Origin of the sequence: Olsenella absiana (assembly GCF_036408855.1) — a bacterium.
GTDB classification, from domain to species: Bacteria; Actinomycetota; Coriobacteriia; order Coriobacteriales; family Atopobiaceae; genus Olsenella_K; species Olsenella_K absiana.
The window spans coordinates 66686-82535 of record NZ_JAZGJQ010000008.1; the positions used below are offsets into that span (position 1 = coordinate 66686).

13 protein-coding genes and 4 tRNA genes are annotated in these 15850 nt (G+C 69.2%); 1 reads left to right on the plus strand and 16 read right to left on the minus strand.

Features of this window, described 5'->3' with window-relative positions:
* Positions 1-84: 84 nt before the first annotated feature.
* The 14 genes from VXJ25_RS07495 to tatA all read right to left on the minus strand — a co-directional run bounded on the left by VXJ25_RS07495 (position 85) and on the right by tatA (position 12694).
* A tRNA-Met gene (locus tag VXJ25_RS07495) sits at positions 85-161 on the minus strand.
* Between the two features lie 19 nt (positions 162-180).
* Positions 181-256, minus strand: a tRNA-Thr gene (locus VXJ25_RS07500).
* Between the two features lie 6 nt (positions 257-262).
* Positions 263-346, minus strand: a tRNA-Tyr gene (locus VXJ25_RS07505).
* 277 nt (positions 347-623) lie between these two features.
* Positions 624-696: transfer RNA gene (locus VXJ25_RS07510), tRNA-Thr, on the minus strand.
* 55 nt (positions 697-751) lie between these two features.
* The gene (locus tag VXJ25_RS07515; protein ID WP_330958590.1) at positions 752-1330 is read right to left on the minus strand and encodes an NYN domain-containing protein; all 579 of its coding nucleotides are present in this window, start codon (positions 1328-1330) and stop codon (positions 752-754) included.
* A complete protein-coding gene (gene rlmB / locus VXJ25_RS07520) occupies positions 1323-2408 on the minus strand; it encodes a 23S rRNA (guanosine(2251)-2'-O)-methyltransferase RlmB (RefSeq protein ID WP_330958591.1) in 1086 nt (361 codons plus the stop codon). Before rlmB ends, VXJ25_RS07515 begins: the two co-directional genes overlap by 8 nt.
* Before the next feature lie 9 nt (positions 2409-2417).
* Entirely contained in the window at positions 2418-3890 is a 1473-nt protein-coding gene (gene cysS / locus VXJ25_RS07525; protein ID WP_330958592.1) for a cysteine--tRNA ligase, read from the minus strand.
* A gap of 211 nt (positions 3891-4101) precedes the next feature.
* Positions 4102-4632: a 2-C-methyl-D-erythritol 2,4-cyclodiphosphate synthase gene (gene ispF / locus VXJ25_RS07530; protein WP_330958593.1), complete on the minus strand. Its 531-nt coding sequence runs from the start codon at positions 4630-4632 to the stop codon at positions 4102-4104.
* Positions 4632-5561, minus strand: a complete 930-nt coding sequence (ispD, locus tag VXJ25_RS07535) for a 2-C-methyl-D-erythritol 4-phosphate cytidylyltransferase (protein ID WP_330958594.1) — start codon at positions 5559-5561, stop codon at positions 4632-4634. Before ispD ends, ispF begins: the two co-directional genes overlap by 1 nt.
* Positions 5558-6634: a DNA integrity scanning diadenylate cyclase DisA gene (gene disA, locus VXJ25_RS07540; protein WP_330958595.1), complete on the minus strand. Its 1077-nt coding sequence runs from the start codon at positions 6632-6634 to the stop codon at positions 5558-5560. Before disA ends, ispD begins: the two co-directional genes overlap by 4 nt.
* 141 nt (positions 6635-6775) lie before the next feature.
* Positions 6776-9406, minus strand: coding sequence for an ATP-dependent Clp protease ATP-binding subunit (locus VXJ25_RS07545; RefSeq protein WP_330958596.1), 2631 nt, complete (start codon positions 9404-9406; stop codon positions 6776-6778).
* 161 nt (positions 9407-9567) lie between these two features.
* Positions 9568-11832 carry a lysine--tRNA ligase gene (lysS, locus tag VXJ25_RS07550; RefSeq protein ID WP_330958597.1) on the minus strand — a complete coding sequence of 755 codons (2265 nt, stop codon included), beginning with the start codon at positions 11830-11832 and terminating at the stop codon, positions 9568-9570.
* 93 nt (positions 11833-11925) lie between these two features.
* The gene (greA, locus tag VXJ25_RS07555; RefSeq protein WP_330958598.1) at positions 11926-12396 is read right to left on the minus strand and encodes a transcription elongation factor GreA; all 471 of its coding nucleotides are present in this window, start codon (positions 12394-12396) and stop codon (positions 11926-11928) included.
* 73 nt (positions 12397-12469) lie between these two features.
* A complete protein-coding gene (gene tatA / locus VXJ25_RS07560) occupies positions 12470-12694 on the minus strand; it encodes a twin-arginine translocase TatA/TatE family subunit (RefSeq protein WP_330958599.1) in 225 nt (74 codons plus the stop codon).
* 182 nt (positions 12695-12876) lie between these two features.
* Here tatA and VXJ25_RS07565 point away from each other — a divergent pair, with 182 nt between their 5' ends.
* The gene (locus VXJ25_RS07565) at positions 12877-13758 is read left to right on the plus strand and encodes a spermidine synthase (RefSeq protein WP_330958600.1); all 882 of its coding nucleotides are present in this window, start codon (positions 12877-12879) and stop codon (positions 13756-13758) included.
* A gap of 19 nt (positions 13759-13777) precedes the next feature.
* Here VXJ25_RS07565 and VXJ25_RS07570 read toward each other — a convergent pair whose 3' ends face one another.
* Positions 13778-14431 (minus strand): potassium channel family protein, encoded by a 654-nt coding sequence (locus tag VXJ25_RS07570; RefSeq protein ID WP_330958601.1) that lies wholly within the window; start codon positions 14429-14431, stop codon positions 13778-13780.
* A gap of 8 nt (positions 14432-14439) precedes the next feature.
* Complete coding sequence (locus tag VXJ25_RS07575) at positions 14440-15771, minus strand: TrkH family potassium uptake protein (RefSeq protein ID WP_330958602.1); 1332 nt, start codon at positions 15769-15771, stop codon at positions 14440-14442.
* Positions 15772-15850: the final 79 nt, after the last annotated feature.

Sequence of the window (15850 nt, forward strand, 5' to 3'; positions counted from 1 at the left end):
CCGTCCTCCTTACATGAAACGGCCACCACGGCCGCTTCAATTACCTACCTGCTATATATCTTCGGTATCGCTACCGGAAGAATCTGGTACCGGTGACTGGATTCGAACCAGTGACATCGCGGGTATGAGCCGCGTGCTCTAACCAGCTGAGCTACACCGGCAGGTGTGCCTGCTTGAAAATGGAGCCCGCGACCGGATTCGAACCGGTGACCTCTTCGTTACCAACGAAGTGCTCTACCGACTGAGCTACACGGGCATGGAATGGTGGGGATGCTTGGACTCGAACCAAGGAACCCAGAGGGAGCGGATTTACAGTCCGCCGCAGTTGCCGCTGTGCCACATCCCCATATTCCTTTCTCAAGCTCTTGCTCGTTCCGCCGTGGGGCGTCCCTTGCAAGCGGATGGTATCTTACGCCCTGCCAAAACCCTTGTCAACTGGAAGCCCCCGAAAGTTCGCGATGCTTTCGTGTGCCCCCATCAATCCTGCACAACTCTCACGACGCACCCCTAGCCACCTGCGGCTTCGCGATGTGGGTGGTTCGTCAGACGGCTCGCGGCAGGCATGGGGCGCACCTCGCCTACGAGAAAGGCCACGGGGTCACCCGTGGCCTCGCGTGCGTCGGAGCTGGTGGCCGGGCTCGAACCGGCGACGACTAGTTTACAAGACTAGGGCTCTGCCAACTGAGCTACACCAGCGCAGGAACATAGTAGCGCCTTCGCGCGCGCGCCGCCAACCCCCCGCCCCAGGGCACTACAAGCGACCGAGCAGGCGGTTGAGCTTCTCGCGCGTCTCGGGATCGAGCCGGTCCTCCACCGTGAGGCGGTGGTGGCTGCGCTCCTCGCGCTCGCGCTCCACCTCGCGAGCGATCTCGTTCACGTCGTGGACGAGCACGTCGCTCGAGACGCGGGTCACGGGGATTCCGCCCACGGTCGCACGGATCGTGTTGTCCGAGGTGATGACCGTGACCTCCCTGGGCTGTCGGCGCGCCGTGGTGACGAGGCGCTCGATCACGCTGTCGGCGCTCTCGCCGGTCTCGGAAAAGACCACTCTCACGCCCGCCTTGGGGAGGTTGGGCCTGTCCGGCGAGACGTTACCCGCGGCGTCGAAGACCGCGACGGCCTCGTAGCGCCCCTGCGCATAGGCGGCCACGTCCGAGACGAGCCTCTCGCGCGCAGCCTCGAAGGGGTCGGCGGTGTCCGACTCGTCCATGAGCGAGGTGTAGCGCTCGCCCTTGAAGATGACGTTGTAGCCGTCCACCACAAGGAGCTCCCTCTTTCCCGAGAGCCTGAGGCCCCCCTTGGGCGCCGCGCCGTTCGAGCCCCTAGACATCTCCGCCCGAGCCTTCCTGCAGCCCGTCTCGCCCCGGGACGTCACCCTCTCGGCCTGCGCCCTGTCGGCCACCCGGCTCCTGCCCGGGCCGCGCCTCGGCCAGCTCCTCGCGGCGCAGCCACTCGTAGCACATGACGGTCGCTGCCTGTGCGACGTTGAGGGACTCCACGCGCCCGCGCTGGGGCAGGCGGCAGGTGAAGTCGCACGCCCTCAGCACCAGCTGCGAGACGCCCTCCCCCTCCGAGCCCATGACCAGGCAGAAGCGGCCCTCGACGGGGGCGTGCCAGACGTCGTCGCGCGCGTGCTCGCTCGCGGCCCCCACCCAGAAGCCCGCGTCCTTGAGCTCGTCGATGGCGCGGGCGAGGTTGGCGACGCGCGCGATCGGCACGTGCAGCACGGCACCGGCCGACGTCTTGTACGCGGCGGTGCCGACGCGGGCAGCGCGGGCGTTGGCGACCACGACGCCCGCCGCGCCCACGACCTCCGCCGAGCGCACGATGGCGCCGAAGTTGCCCTCGTCGGTCACGTGGTCGAGAAGGACGACGAGGGCGTCGCCCTCCCCTGCCGCCGAGACGACGTCTTCGAGGGTCGCGTAGGAGAAGGGCTCGGTCTCGAGCATGATGCCCTGGTGGGCGCCGTGCGAGCTGAGCTTGTCGAGCCGCGCGCGCGGGACCTCCTCGACGCGCACGCCCGCCCCCTCGAGGGTGCGCACGAGGCGCTCGAGGGTGGCGTCCTGCTCGCCCCGCGCCTCGGCCACGAGGGCACGCCGGATGGGGACGCCCACCTCGAGGGCCTCGGCACAGGCGCGCCTGCCCTCGATGAGGTCGCTCTCGCGCCTGCGCTCGGGGCGGCGCTGCCCCCTCGGGGCCGACCCCGTGCGCCCGGAGCCCCGCCCGGCGCCGCGCGGCGCGCTGCCGCGGCCGTCCTGGCGCCTCCCCGAGGCGGGGCGGCCGGCCCCCTTGCGGGCGGCGGCCCTCCCCTCGGGACCCTTCCTGCCGGCACCTGCGCCTGCGCCCTGCGGGCGCTGCCCCCTGCCGGGCCGGCCGGCTCCCGCCTGACCCCTCCTGCCAGCTGCCATCTCTCCCCCTTACGCCCTGCGCAGGCGCGCGCCCGAGGCGGTGTCCTCGAGCACGAGGCCGAGCGCGGTGATGCCGTCGCGGATGGCGTCCGCCGTCGCCCAGTCCTTGGCCTTGCGCGCGGCCTGGCGGGCGTCGAGAAGCGCCTGCGCGGCGTCGGCGGGCGCATCCCCCTCGAAGCCCGCGCGCTCGCGGGCGAGGTCGACGAGGCCGGCGGGCAGCTCCTCCTCCTGCGCCTGGACGAGCTGGATGCCGAGGACGTCGGTGAGCTCGCAGACGGTGTCCGCGGCGCGCAGCGAGAGGGCGCGCGAGACGCGCTCCGCGGCGTCGGCGAGGTAGCGGTTGCAGGCGGTGACGAGCTCGAAGATGGCGGCGAGCGCACCGGGGGCGTTGAAGTCGTCGTCCATCTGGCGCGAGAACTCGGCGCGCGCGCCGTCGATGGCCTTCGCGAGCGCGCGGTCCTGCTCGCCCAGCTCGCACGCGCAGGCGCCGTTCTCCGCCGCCCAGCGCAGGTTCTTGACGCAGGTGCGCAGGCGCTCGAGCGTGCCCGTGGCCCCGTCGAGCTGGTCGGTCTGGAAGTCGAGCGCAGAGCGGTAGTGGGTCTGGAGCATCAGCAGGCGCACGGCGTCGGCCGGGTACTTGTCGAGGACCTCCTTGAGCGTGAGGAAGTTACCGAGGGACTTGGACATCTTCTCGCCGTTGACGCGGAGCATCCCCGTGTGCATCCAGACGTTGGCGAGGGGAGCGTGCCAGGCGCACATGGCCTGGGCGGTCTCGTTCTCGTGGTGGGGGAAGATGAGGTCCTGGCCGCCGCCGTGGATGTCGATGGGCGTGCCGAGGTAGCGGTGGATCATGGCGCAGCACTCGGTGTGCCAGCCGGGGCGACCGTCACCCCACGGGCTCGGCCAGCTGGGCTCGCCCGGCTTCGCAGCCTTCCAGAGCGCGAAGTCGAAGGGGTCGCGCTTCTCCTCGTTGACCTCCACGCGCTCGCCGGCGCGCAGCTGGTCGAGGTCGCGGCCGGAGAGCACGCCGTAGTGGGTGTCCGAGCGGACCGAGAAGTACACGTCGCCGTTGGCCGCCACGTAGGCGTTGCCCTGCTCGATGAGGAGGGAGATCATCTCCTGCATGGCCTCGATCTCGCGGGTCGCACGCGGGCGGATGTCGGGGTCGAGGATGCCGAAGCGGTGCATCTGCTCGATGAAGGCCGCCGAGAACTCGCCGGCGACCTCCTCGGCGCTCCTGCCCTCCTCGTTGGCGCGGTTGATGATCTTATCGTCCACGTCGGTGAGGTTCTGCGCGAAGGTCACCTGGTAGCCCTTGTAGATGAGGTAGCGGCGGATCACGTCGAAGGAGAGGAAGGTGCGGGCGTTGCCGATGTGGATCTGGTCGTAGACCGTCGGCCCGCACACGTACATGCGAATCTTGCCCTCCTCGATGGGCTTGAGCTCCTCCTTGCGGTGGGTCTGGCTGTTGTAGACGAGCATGCTGTCTCCTTGTGGCCGACGCGCGGGCGCGGGCCGTCGATACTTGCCGCCCACCACGCGGCGGGCACTTGTCTGCTTGGGGCCGGTGCCTCTGCCACGGGGCCGGGTCCGGCGGGGGCCGGCAACTGCGACCCCGTCGCTCGCCATTGTAGCCCCTCGCGGTCGCGCGGGGCCCCGGCCGCACCGGCGCCGCCGCGGCCGGCGCAGGCGCCTACCCGACGCGCTCCAGGAGGGCGACCGCCCAGGCCGCGACGCCCTCCTCGCGGCCCACGAAGCCGAGCCGCTCCGTCGTCGTGGCCTTGACGCCCACCGACTCCACGCCCACGCCGAGGGCGCGCGCGAGGTTGGCGCGCATGGCGTCGCGGTGGGGCGCGAGCTTGGGGGCCTGTGCGGCCACGGTGCAGTCGCAGTCCACGATCCGGAAGCCCTCGCGGCGCACGAGATCGGCGACGCGGGAGAGCAGCACCAGGGAGTCCGCCCCCTCGAAGGCGGGGTCGGTGTCGGGGAAGAGCTGCCCGATGTCGCCCAGGCGGGCGGCGCCGAGAAGGGCGTCGGCCAGCGCGTGGGCGAGGACGTCGGCGTCGCTGTGGCCCACGAGCCCCCGCTCGCTCGGCACGTCCACGCCCCCGATGACGCATCTGCGTCCCTCGCCGAAGGCGTGTACGTCGAAGCCGTGACCGATCCGGAGCGCGCCCGCGGCGGGCGCGGTGCCCGCGGTGGCGCCGCCTACCTCCCCTGCCATCAGATCCTCCCTCCGGGCGCGCCCGCGGGGCCCGCCCCCTGGGGGCCTTCCGTAAGACCGCAGCCCTCCTCATCGATGCGCCTGCCGAGAAGCGCCTGCGCCACGACGAGGTCCTCCGGCACCGTGACCTTGAGGTTGGCGCGCGAGCACTCGACGCAGCGCACCTTGCCGCCTCTGCGCTCGATCAGCGAAGCGTCGTCGGTGCCCACGTAGTCGTCCCAGACGCTCGCACGATGTGCCGCGAGGAGCTTCTTGGTCCTGAAGGCCTGAGGCGTCTGAGCGTTCCAGTAGTAGTCGCGGTCAGGCGTGCCCACGATGAGCCCGTCCTCGACGAGCTTCAGCGTGTCCGTCGCGCGCACGGCGGCGATGGCGCCCGCAAGCTCAGGATCCGAGCGCAGGGTGCCGACCACGGCGTCGATGGTCTCGGGGCGCACGAGCGGGCGCGCGCCGTCGTGGACCGCGACCAGGGGGAAGCCAGGGGGCATGGCGATGAGGGCGCTGAAGACGGAGTCCTGGCGGGTGGCCCCCGCCTGGGCCAGCGTCACGTCGCAGCGCAGCGTCAGCGGGGAGAGGACGTCGAGCATGTCGTCGAGCCTGCCGGGCGGGTAGACCACCACGAGGTGGCCCACCGAGGCGGCGCGGTCGAAGGCCATGATCGACCAGCTCACGAGCGGCAGGCCGCACAGGTCGACGAACTGCTTGCCCCTGGGGTCCCCGAAGCGCTCGCCAGAGCCGCCGGCGACGATGACGGCGCAGGTGTCGGCCCCGCCGGACGCTCCTTGCGGGCCGAGTGGCTCGCAGGCGGGCTCGGGCGTGGCAAGGCAGGACTCGGCGGGGGCGCAGGCGCAGGCGGCACCTCGGGAGGAGGCGGCACCTCGCAGCCTCGCCACCTCGCGCGCGACCCCGTCGGTCGGGGCGACGCGTATCATTGGCGCTTCCCCCACATGCGGTAGAGGCTATCGGCCAGGACGTCGGGGTTCTTGACGCCGATGTCGTCGAGGCGCGAGGGGTTCTCGTCCAGCTCGTCCATGAGGTGCTGGAGCGAGCCGTACTCGTCGACGATCTTGTCCGCCATGCCCTTGCGCACGACCGAGATGTTGGAGAGGGTGCGCAGCCCCAGCGGTGTCATGATGCTGTCCTCGGTCCTGTCGTCGTAGCCGAGCAGGCGTGCGACGTTGGCCGCGTCGTGGATCGAGGAGTTGTCCGCGCTGTGGAGGGCGCGCCGGATCACGCGGGCGTTGTCCTCTGAGGAGTCGCGCGCGTAGTCGCGAATCATGAGGGTGTACTCCTCGTCGACGTCGCCCATGTACTCCTCGCGCTGCATCTGCACCGTCTTGCCCTCGGAGCCGAGCTGCAGGATGCAGGCGTCGAGCTCCTCGTTCACGGAGAGGATGACCTCGAAGAGGTAGAAGATGTCCGCGATGTCGCCCAGGGTGACGTAGTTGTCGAGCTCGAGCGTGGTGAGGCGCAGCAGGCGCCGGTCGATCTGCTGGCGCGTGCTCTGCATGGCCACGAGCAGCTGGTTGACCGAGCTCATGATCTCCGGCACGGTGCGCAGCTGGTAGCCCCAGCCGTCCACGTAGACGTTGACGACTTGGCGGCGCTCGGAGACGGAGATGACCGTCGCCTGAGTGAGCAGGCTCATGCGCGCGGCGGTTCTGTGGCGCATGCCCGTCTCGGTGGTGGGCAGCGCCGGGTCGGGGTTGAGGTGGTAGTTGGCGCGCAGGATCTGGGTCATGCCCTTGTCGACCACGATGGCGCCGTCCATCTTGGAAAGCTCGAAGAGGCGGTTCGCCGTGAAGGAGATGTCGAGCTTGAAGCCGTCGTCTCCGGCAGCCAGCACGTTCTCCGTGTCGCCGACGCAGATGAGGGCCCCCATGTGGCCCGCAATGATCATGTCGAGCGCGTGGCGCAGGGCGGTCCCCGGAGCCGTGAGCCTAATGGCTGCGTCGCGGCGCCGCTTGGATTCGCTCTCCGCCTGGTCGAGATGGGCAGAGTCCATGGTCCCCCCTGTTCGGTTGTGCCGGCGCCAGCGGCGCCGGCCGGATGCTCGGGACTCAAGTATAAGGCGCGCCGGGGCCGGCGTCGTGCCAGCCCCGGCGCACCCGAGCCCCGGCGGGTGCCGGGGACTCCGTCCCCTTGGCTACTCGCTCTCGCCCGACTCCAGGACGTCCGTGCCCTCCGGCGCAGCCTCGTCGGCAGGTGCGGCCGGCTCGTCCTGCGCCCAGCCGTCGCGAGCCTCCGGACGCTCGAGGTGGAGGCGCCTCTCGGGGGCGGGTATCTCGCCCGTGCCCTTGGAGAAGCTGAGGGCGTCGCCTGAGGGCGCGGCGTCCACGAGGATGACGTCCCCCTCGCCCCACTTGCCGGCGAGGAGCTCCTCGGAGAGCGGGTCCTCGATCATGGTCTGGATGGCGCGGCGCAGCGGGCGGGCGCCGTAGATCTTGTCGGTCCCGCGCTTGGCCACCAGGTCGCGCGCGGCGTCCGTGAGCTCGATGGACATGCCGTTGGCGATGAGGCGGTTGCGCAGCTCGCCAACCATGAGGTCCACGATGCCGCGCAGCTGGGCCGCCGTGAGGCTCTTGAAGACGACGATCTCGTCCACGCGGTTCAGGAACTCCGGTCGGAAGAGGCGCTTCAGGTCCGACATGACGCGGGAGTTGATCTCCTTGTCGGACAGGCCGTCGCCCGAGCCGGTGAAGCCGAGCGTGGTGGTCTGCGCGATGTCGCGCGCGCCGATGTTGGAGGTCATGATGATGACCGTGTTGGAGAAGTCCACGTGGCGGCCCTGGCCGTCGGTGAGCCTGCCCTCGTCCAGGATCTGGAGAAGGACGTTGAAGACGTCGGGGTGCGCCTTCTCGATCTCGTCGAACAGGACCACCGAGTAGGGGCGCCTGCGCACGGCCTTGGTGAGCTCACCGCCCTCGTCGTAGCCCACGTATCCGGGAGGGGCGCCGACGAGCTTGGAGACGGTGTGCTTCTCCATGAACTCGGACATGTCGAAGGTGATGAGGGCGTCCTCAGAGCCGAAGAGGAACTCCGCCAGCGACTTGGCGAGCTCCGTCTTGCCGACGCCGGAGGGGCCGAGGAAGATGAAGGAGCCGCCGGGACGGCGGGGGTCCTTGAGGGGGCTCCGGCTGCGCCTGATCGCGCGGGCGACCGCCGACACCGCCTCGTCCTGGCCGATAACGCGCTGGTGGAGGGCGTCCTCGCATCGCAGGAGCTTGCTCGCCTCGGCCTCGGTGAGGTTGGAGACGGGCACGCCCGTGATGTCGGAGACCACGTCGGCGATGGCGCGCTCGTCCACGACCACGACGTTGGCGTCCTGACGCTCGCGCCATGCGCGCTCGAGCTCTGCCTTCTTGGCGGTGAGGTCCTTCTCCTCGTCGCGAAGCCGCGCCGCCTCCTCGAACTCCTGGGCGGCGGCCGCCTTGGACTTGCGGTCCTTGATGTCGGCGAGCTGCTCGTCCACCTGCGTGAGCTCGGGCGGCAGCACCATCTTGTGGACGCGCGTGCGCGCGCCGGCCTCGTCGATGAGGTCGATGGCCTTGTCCGGCAGGAAGCGGTCCTGGACGTAGCGGTCGGAGAGGGTCACCGCCGCGGAGAGGGCCTCCTCGGTGTACTTGACGTGGTGGTGCTTCTCATAGCGGTCCTGCAGGCCGTGGAGGATCTTGAGCGTGTCCTCGGGCGTGGGCTCGCCGACGTCGACCGGCTGGAAGCGGCGCTCGAGCGCGGAGTCCTTCTCGATGTGCTTGCGGTACTCCTCGGCCGTGGTGGCGCCGATGACCTGGATCTCTCCTCGGGAGAGGGGAGGCTTCAGGATCGCGGCCGCGTCCACGGAGCCCTCGGCGGAGCCGGCGCCCATGATGGTGTGAATCTCGTCGATGAAAAGGATGACGTTCTTGCTCTCCTCGACCTCGTTGATGACCTTCTTCATGCGCTCCTCGAACTCGCCACGGTACTTGGAGCCCGCGACCAGCGAGGCGACGTCCAGGGTCCAGATCTGCTTGCCGCGCAGGATGTCCGGCACGTCGCCCGAGGCGACGAGCTGGGCCAGCCCCTCGACGACGGCCGTCTTGCCCACGCCCGGATCTCCGAGGATGAGCGGGTTGTTCTTCTGGCGACGGGCGAGCACCTGCATGACGCGCTCGATCTCGCGGCCGCGGCCGATGACGGGGTCGAGTCTGCCGTCGGACGCCTGCTTGGTGAGGTTGCGGCCGAACTGCTGGAGCGTGGAGCCCTCGTCGGAGGAGCCCTGGGCGGGTCCCGCGGTCGAGAAGCCCGACGGGTCCATGCGCATGTCGCCCACGGTGGCGGCGGTGTTGCGCTCGGGCGAGCGGCCGTCGGAGATGAGCTCGTTCACGGCGTTGCGGACCGCGTCGCCCGAGACGCCCATGCGGCTCAGCGCCTCCATGGCGCGGCCGTTGCCCTCGGCGACGATGCCGAGGAGCAGGTGCTCGGTCGCGATGTAGGTCTGGCCGTGCGTCATGGTCTCGCGGTAGGCGTCCTCGAGCACGCGCTTGGCGCGCGGCGTGAAGGGGATGTGGCCCCCGGGCACCGGCTCGCCGTCGTTCTTGGAGAGCTCCTTCACCGTGGCGAGGGCCTCCTCGTAGGTGATGTCGAGCTTGGAGAGCGCCTGCGCGGCCACGCCGTCGCCCTCCTTGATGAGGGCGAGCAGCAGGTGCTCCGTCCCCACGTACATGCGGCCGAGGCCCCTCGCCTCGTCCTGCGCAAGGTTCATGACCTTGCGCGCCTTGTCTGTGAACTTCTCGAACATGCGGGATTGACCCCCTCGAGTCCCGAGCGCCCCTCCCCGCTGGCGGGAAGGGGCAGCCCTTCGCTTTTTGCTTGTCGGTATGTACCCAAGGCCCCCGGAGGCCAATCCCCGCGATCTGCCTGCACGCTTCCCACATTTTGGGAGCGCGCGGCACGTCTGCGCTACTCGGCGGCGGACGCACCGTCCTGCTCGCCCTGGGCGCCCTTGGCGTAGATGTCACCCACCGGGGCGATGGCCTTCATGGCGTCCAGGACGTCCGCGAGGAGCTCGTCGAGCTCCAGGCCGTTGAGCTCGGCGCCACGACGGATCACGTCGCGGTCGCAGCCGGCGGCGAAGCGCTTGTCCTTGAACTTCTTCTTGAGCGACTTCACGGGCATGTCCACGACCGAGCCCGAGGGACGCATCTTCGCGGCGGCCTGGATGAGGCCGGAGAGCTCGTCCACGGCGAACAGCACGCACTCCATCTTGGAGGCCGGGGCGGGCAGCTCCGGGTTGTTGTCGGAGTTGTGCGTCTGGATCGCACGGGCGAGCTCCTGGGTGCCGCCCGCCTCGGCGATCAGCTCGGCCGCCTTCACCGTGTGCTGCACCGGGTCCGGGAACCTCTCCCAGTCGAGGTCGTGGAGAAGGCCGACCTGTCCCCAGAACTCGACGTTTGCCGGGTCGTACTTGCCCGCGAAGTGTCGCATGAGGCCCTCGAGGGTCTCGCCGTGCTCGATGTGGAAGGGGTCCTCGTTGTAGCGCTCGAGCAGCTCGTGCGCCTGCTCGCGCGTCAGGCCGGTCGAGAGCGCGGGGGCCGCCTGCTCGCGCGCGGCCTCCTTCGTAGCGCCCTCCTCGGCGTCGTCGGCGATTGCGTCCACGGAGGCGGCGGCGTTGTCGGTCGCGTCGGGAAGCTGGGAGGCGATGTCCGCACGGGTCACGACCTCGGGCTTCATCTGCGGGAAGAGAAGGACGTCTCGGATGGCGGGCTGGTCGCAGAAGAGCATGATCATGCGGTCGATGCCGTAGCCGATGCCGCCCGCGGGGGGCATGCCGTACTCGAGGGCGCGGACGTAGTCGTAGTCGTAGCCCATCGCCTCGTCGTCGCCGAAGCCCTTGGCGGCGACCTGCTCGGCGAAGCGGCCGGCCTGGTCGACGGGGTCGTTGAGCTCGGAGAAGGCGTTGGCGTACTCGTGGCCGCAGATCACGAGCTCGAAGCGGTCGGTGAGGCGCGCGTCCTCCTCCTTGCGCTTGGAGAGCGGGCTCACCTCCTCGGGGTAGTCGCAGACGAAGGTCGGGTCGACCAGGGTCTTCTCGCCCAGCTCGTCGTAGAGCTCGAAGAGGAGCTTGCCGGCGCCCCAGTTGTCCTGCACCTCGATCTGATGGTCGCGGCACAGCTCGCGCAGGCGCTCGACGGGCGTGTCCATGTCCACGTGCTCGCCCACGGCCGCCGAGGCGACCTCGGAGAGGGGCACCGAGCGCCAGGTGCCGCTCATGTCGACCTGCTGGCCCTGGTAGGTGATGACCTCGTGGCCCTCCTCGCAGCCGCACACCTCGCGCGCGATGGACTTGAAGAGCCCCTCGGTCAGGCGCTTCATGCCGTCGAGGTCGGAGTAGGCGCAGTAGGCCTCCATGGAGGTGAACTCGGGGTTGTGCGTGAGGTCCATCCCCTCGTTGCGGAACTGGCGGCCGATCTCGAAGACGCGCTCGAGGCCGCCCACGATGAGGCGCTTGAGCGGCAGCTCCGTGGCGATGCGCAGGTAGAAGTCGCGGTCGAGTGCGTTGAAGTGCGTGACGAAGGGCTTGGCGTTGGCGCCGCCGAGGATGGCGTGCATCATGGGGGTCTCGACCTCCATGTAGCCGTCGGCCTCCATGTAGCGGCGGATCAGGCTGATGATGGCGCTGCGCTTGCGGAAGACGGCGCGGACCTCGGGGTTCATGATGAGGTCGACGTAGCGCTGGCGGTAGCGCACCTCGCGGTCGGTGAGCCCGTGGAACTTCTCGGGCAGCGGGCGCAGGGACTTGGAGAGCAGGCGAACGGAGGTGGGGCTCACGGAGAGCTGGCCGCGGCGGGTGCGGACCACGAGGCCCGTGGCCTCCACGATGTCGCCGAGGTCGAAGCCCTTGAGGAGCGCCCAGTCCCCCTCGCTCAGGTTGTTCACGCGGCAGAAGAGCTGGATCTGGCCAGTGACGTCCTCGAGCACGACGAAAGCGATCTTGCCGGAGTCACGCAGTGCGCGCACGCGCCCCGCGACCGTCACGACGTCTGACGTGTCGGTGCCGACGGCCAGCTCGGCGTAGCTCTCCTCGAGCTCGGCGGCGTGGGCCGTGACCTCGGAGCGGATGGGGTAGGGGTTGACGCCGGCCGCGATGAGGGCCCTGCGCTTCTCGCGCCTGATCGCCCTCTCGTCGGTGGGGGCCATCTTCGCTTGCGATGTGGAATCGGACATGCGCACTCCTTTGGCGCCGATCGCGGACTGGGACTCATGCAAGGAGGGGCCCGCGCCCTCCGGCGCGGGCCCCTCCTCAGGTTTTAGCGGTACCTACTGGCGTCTGATGCTGGTGATGGTGTACTCGCGGACCTTGCCGGAGGGGGTGGAGAAGGACACCTTGTCGCCGGTGGCGCGGCCGATCAGCGTGGCGCCGGCAGGGGACTCGTTCGAGATCTTGTGCGCCAGGGAGTCGGTCTCGGTGGTGCCCACGATGGTGAAGGAGGTCTTCTTGCCCTTGGCGTCCTCCAGCTCGACCGTGCAGCCGATGGAGACCTCGAGGTCGTTGGAGTCCTCGGCGACACGGGCGGTCGCGAGGATGTGGCGAATCTCGTTGATGCGCGACTCGTTCTGGGACTGATCCTCCTTCGCCGCATCGTACTCGGCATTCTCGGAGAGGTCGCCCTGGGCGCGCGCCTCGCGGATGGCCTCGACGATCTCGTCGTGCCTCTCGCCCTCGCGCCACTTGAGCTCGTCGACGAGCTTCTGCCTGCCCTCGGGGGTAAGGATCATTACGTTTGCCATGTGCTGCTATCCCGTTCCTTTGACTTGCGTGCCGGCGCACCGGGTGCCCAGCTTGGGGCCAGGGCCGCCTGGGCTACTTGGACTCCTTGACGTCCTCGACGTCGGCGTCCTCGCTTGCGACCTCCTCGGGCTTGTCGTCCTTGCCCTTGCTGTCGTCCTCGCTCTCCATGCCCTCGCGGACGCTCTTGACCGTCTTGCCCAGGGCGTTGCCGAGCTTGGGAAGGTTCTTGGGCCCGAAGATCACGAGCACGACGATGAGGATGACGATGAGCTCAGGTGCACCCATACCAAGAAACATCAGAAAAACCTCCGGAATAGCCTTTTGGTGTTGAGACCGCTCGGGGTCATTTGCATCAAGTAGTATAGCCGAGATTGAATCTGCCTACGACAAATGCGTAAATACGGGACGTTTCCATAAGCGCAGCCCCTGCGCCCCCGCGCGGGACGCGCGGGGGCGCCCTGGGATCGGAGCGCCTCGCGATGAAGCCCGCCCTCATAGCCGCAGCCGTCCTCGCCGCGATCTCGTGGGGGCTCTGGCTGCTCCTCCCCTGGCTGCTCAAGCGGCGCGGGGTGGTGGCCAGGCGCACCAGGTTCGGCCTGGCGCTCGTCTTCGACTCGTCGGACGCCGACGGCACTCCGGTGCGCCTGCTCAGCGTCAACGGCGTCTACCAGAGCATCTGCTACACCGCTCCCGATCTCCTGTGGGAGCCGGTCTGCGCCTACCACCGGGCCTTCGCCGACGTGCTCGCCGGCTCCAACCTGCACCGCGCGCTCGTGATCGGCGGGGGCGGCTACTCCTTCCCCAAGTACCTCGTGGCGCACACGCGCCGACTGCTCGTGGACGTCGTGGAGATCGACCCCGCGATCACCGAGCTGGCGCGGGACCACTTCTACCTGGACGAGCTCATCGCAGGGTTCTGCGGCGCGGACGACGACCCCGTCGAGGTCCCCTGCGACATCGAGGGCGTGGTGAGCGTGGAGCAGGACGGGCGGCTGAGGCTCGTCGAGGGGGACGGCTGGGGCTACCTCACGGCCCAGGAGGCCGGCCTCTACGAGTGCATCGTGAACGACGCCTTCTCCGGCAAGCGTCCGCTCGGCCCCATGGAGACCGGCGAGGGCGCCCGCCGCGTGCGCGAGCACCTCGCTCCCGACGGCTTCTACCTCGCCAACGTCCGCTCCGCGCTCGAGGGGCGCCACGCGGGGCCGCTGCGCGAGTGCACCGAGGCCTTCGGCTCGACCTTCTCCCACCTCTACCTCGTGCCTGACAAGCCGGAGACGCCCGAGAAGGTCGGCTACAACGCCTTCGTGGCGACCGACCGCGAGCTTGACTGCTCCCGCTTCGGGGGGCGCAGGCTCAAGTAGCGCCCAGGGCGCGGGACGCCTAGACGATCCTGAAGCAGCGGCGGATGTCCGCAGGCCTGCCGAACACGACGAGGTTCTCCTCGGCCGTGAGCTTCTCGTCGGGGTCCACGTTGGGACGCGTGACCTCGCCGCTCCTGAGCGCGATGATGTTGAGCCCGTACTCGGAGCGGACCTTGAGGTCGCGCACGCTCCTGCCGCGCCACGACTCGGGCACCTCGACCTCCATGATCACGAAGTCGTCCCCCAGCGGCAGGTAGTCCAGGACGTGGTTGTTGGCGTAGCGGATGGCGGTCCACTCGGCGTAGGAGCGCTCGGGGAAGATGACCTTGTCCGCCCCGTTGCGCAGCAGGAACTTCTCCTGCACGTCCGAGGAGGCGCGCGAGACCACGTAGCGGGCGCCGTTGTCCTTGAGCAGGGCAGTGGCCTGCAGCGAGCTCATGAAGTCGTCGCCGATCGCGACGATGCAGACGTCGTAGTCGTCGACGCCGAGGCTCTTGACGAAGGCCTCGTTGGTGACGTCGCCGATGCGGGCGTTGGTGACGAAGCCGAGGCAGTCGTCGACGCGCTCCTCGTCGATGTCGACGAGCATGACGTCCTGGTGGTACTCGATGAGCTTCTCGGCGACCTTGGTGCCGAAGTAGCCGGCGCCTATCAGGAGGATGTTGTTCTTCATGCCTACCCCTAACCTACGTTGACGTCTTCCGTGGGGAAGTGCCCCGACTCCACGCGCGCCCTGGGCGCAGCGGCAAACAGGAAGGTGAGCGCGCCTATCCTTCCGACGAACATGAGCGCCATGAGGACCGCCTTCGAGAGGGCGTGCAGGGTCGGCGTGATGCCCAGGGTGAGCCCCACCGTGCCGATGGCAGAGGAGGTCTCGAAGAGGCAGGTCAGGAGCGGCAGCCCCTCGAGGGAGCAGATCAGCATGGCGCCGACGAGCGCCCCCGAGAGGTAGAGCACGAGCAGCCCCGCCGCGGACCGGACCGTCTCGTGGGGGATGCGACGCTGGAAGAGGACCGTGTCGTCGCTCCTGCGCGCGATTCCCGCGATAGTGGCCACGAGAACGGCGAAGGTCGTCGTCTTCATGCCGCCCGCCGTGGACCCCGAGCAGCCACCCACAAGCATCAGGAGTACCATCATCATGATGCAGTTCTGCGAGAGGCTCGTGAGGTCGGTCGTATTGAAGCCCGCGGTCCTCGTGGTGACCGACTGGAAGAGCGAGGCCAGGACGCGCTCGCCGAGGGGCAGCCCCGCGTAGGCCCTGAGCCCGAGGATGAGGGCGGGCACCCCTATCAGGAGGGCTGCGGTGGCGAGGCTGACCTTGGACTGCAGGCGGAAGCGCGAGAGCGCGAGGCCGTGCTCGGCGAAGTCGCGCCACGTGTAGAAGCCGATGCCGCCGACGACGATCAGGGCCATGATGACGAGGTTGACGAGGGCGTCTGCGCTGTAGGAGGTCAGCGAGGAGAACTGCGCCCGCACGCCCATGAGATCGAACCCGGCGTTGCAGAAGGCCGAGACCGAGTGGAAGAGGGCGTACCAGAGGCCGCGCACGGGTCCGAAGTCACGCGCGAACACGAGGTAGAGCAGGGCGGCGCCCGCAAGCTCGACAACGACGACCACCTTGAGGATGAAGAGGGACATCCTGATGATGCCTGCCACGTTGTCGCCCGAGATGGAGTCCTTGAGGAGGCTCCGTTGGATCAGCGAGACCTTGGACCCCGAGAAGACGCGCACGATGAAGGCCGTCAGGATGACGCCGAGGCCGCCCACCTGGATCAGGGCGAGGATGACGGCCTGGCCGAAGCCGCTCCAGTAGGTCGCCGTGTCCTTGACGACAAGGCCCGTCACGCAGGTGGCGGATATCGCGGTGAAGAGGGAGTCGAAGTAGGAGGTCCACTGGCCATCGGCGCTCGAGACGGGCAGGGACAGGACGAGCCCCCCGAGCAGGACCACCCCCAGGAAGCTGAGGAGGATGACCTGAGACGACGTGAGCCTCCACCGTTTTCGTGCGCGCATCTGACCCCAGTCACCGAGTCGGGCCGGCCGCACCGAGGTGCCGCCCGCCCCGCGAGGGCGGCCCTCCGGCCTCGCCCCC

Excerpts from the sequence above, each read along its gene's own strand:
- VXJ25_RS07515 (WP_330958590.1), bottom strand. The coding sequence starts at position 1,330 with ATGTCTAGGGGCTCGAACGGCGCGGCGCCCAAGGGGGGCCTCAGGCTC.
- rlmB (WP_330958591.1), bottom strand. The coding sequence starts at position 2,408 with ATGGCAGCTGGCAGGAGGGGTCAGGCGGGAGCCGGCCGGCCCGGCAGG.
- cysS (WP_330958592.1), bottom strand. The coding sequence starts at position 3,890 with ATGCTCGTCTACAACAGCCAGACCCACCGCAAGGAGGAGCTCAAGCCC.
- ispF (WP_330958593.1), bottom strand. The coding sequence starts at position 4,632 with ATGGCAGGGGAGGTAGGCGGCGCCACCGCGGGCACCGCGCCCGCCGCG.
- ispD (WP_330958594.1), bottom strand. The coding sequence starts at position 5,561 with ATGATACGCGTCGCCCCGACCGACGGGGTCGCGCGCGAGGTGGCGAGG.
- disA (WP_330958595.1), bottom strand. The coding sequence starts at position 6,634 with ATGGACTCTGCCCATCTCGACCAGGCGGAGAGCGAATCCAAGCGGCGC.
- VXJ25_RS07545 (WP_330958596.1), bottom strand. The coding sequence starts at position 9,406 with ATGTTCGAGAAGTTCACAGACAAGGCGCGCAAGGTCATGAACCTTGCG.
- lysS (WP_330958597.1), bottom strand. The coding sequence starts at position 11,832 with ATGTCCGATTCCACATCGCAAGCGAAGATGGCCCCCACCGACGAGAGG.
- greA (WP_330958598.1), bottom strand. The coding sequence starts at position 12,396 with ATGGCAAACGTAATGATCCTTACCCCCGAGGGCAGGCAGAAGCTCGTC.
- tatA (WP_330958599.1), bottom strand. The coding sequence starts at position 12,694 with ATGTTTCTTGGTATGGGTGCACCTGAGCTCATCGTCATCCTCATCGTC.
- VXJ25_RS07565 (WP_330958600.1), top strand. The coding sequence starts at position 12,877 with ATGAAGCCCGCCCTCATAGCCGCAGCCGTCCTCGCCGCGATCTCGTGG.
- VXJ25_RS07570 (WP_330958601.1), bottom strand. The coding sequence starts at position 14,431 with ATGAAGAACAACATCCTCCTGATAGGCGCCGGCTACTTCGGCACCAAG.
- VXJ25_RS07575 (WP_330958602.1), bottom strand. The coding sequence starts at position 15,771 with ATGCGCGCACGAAAACGGTGGAGGCTCACGTCGTCTCAGGTCATCCTC.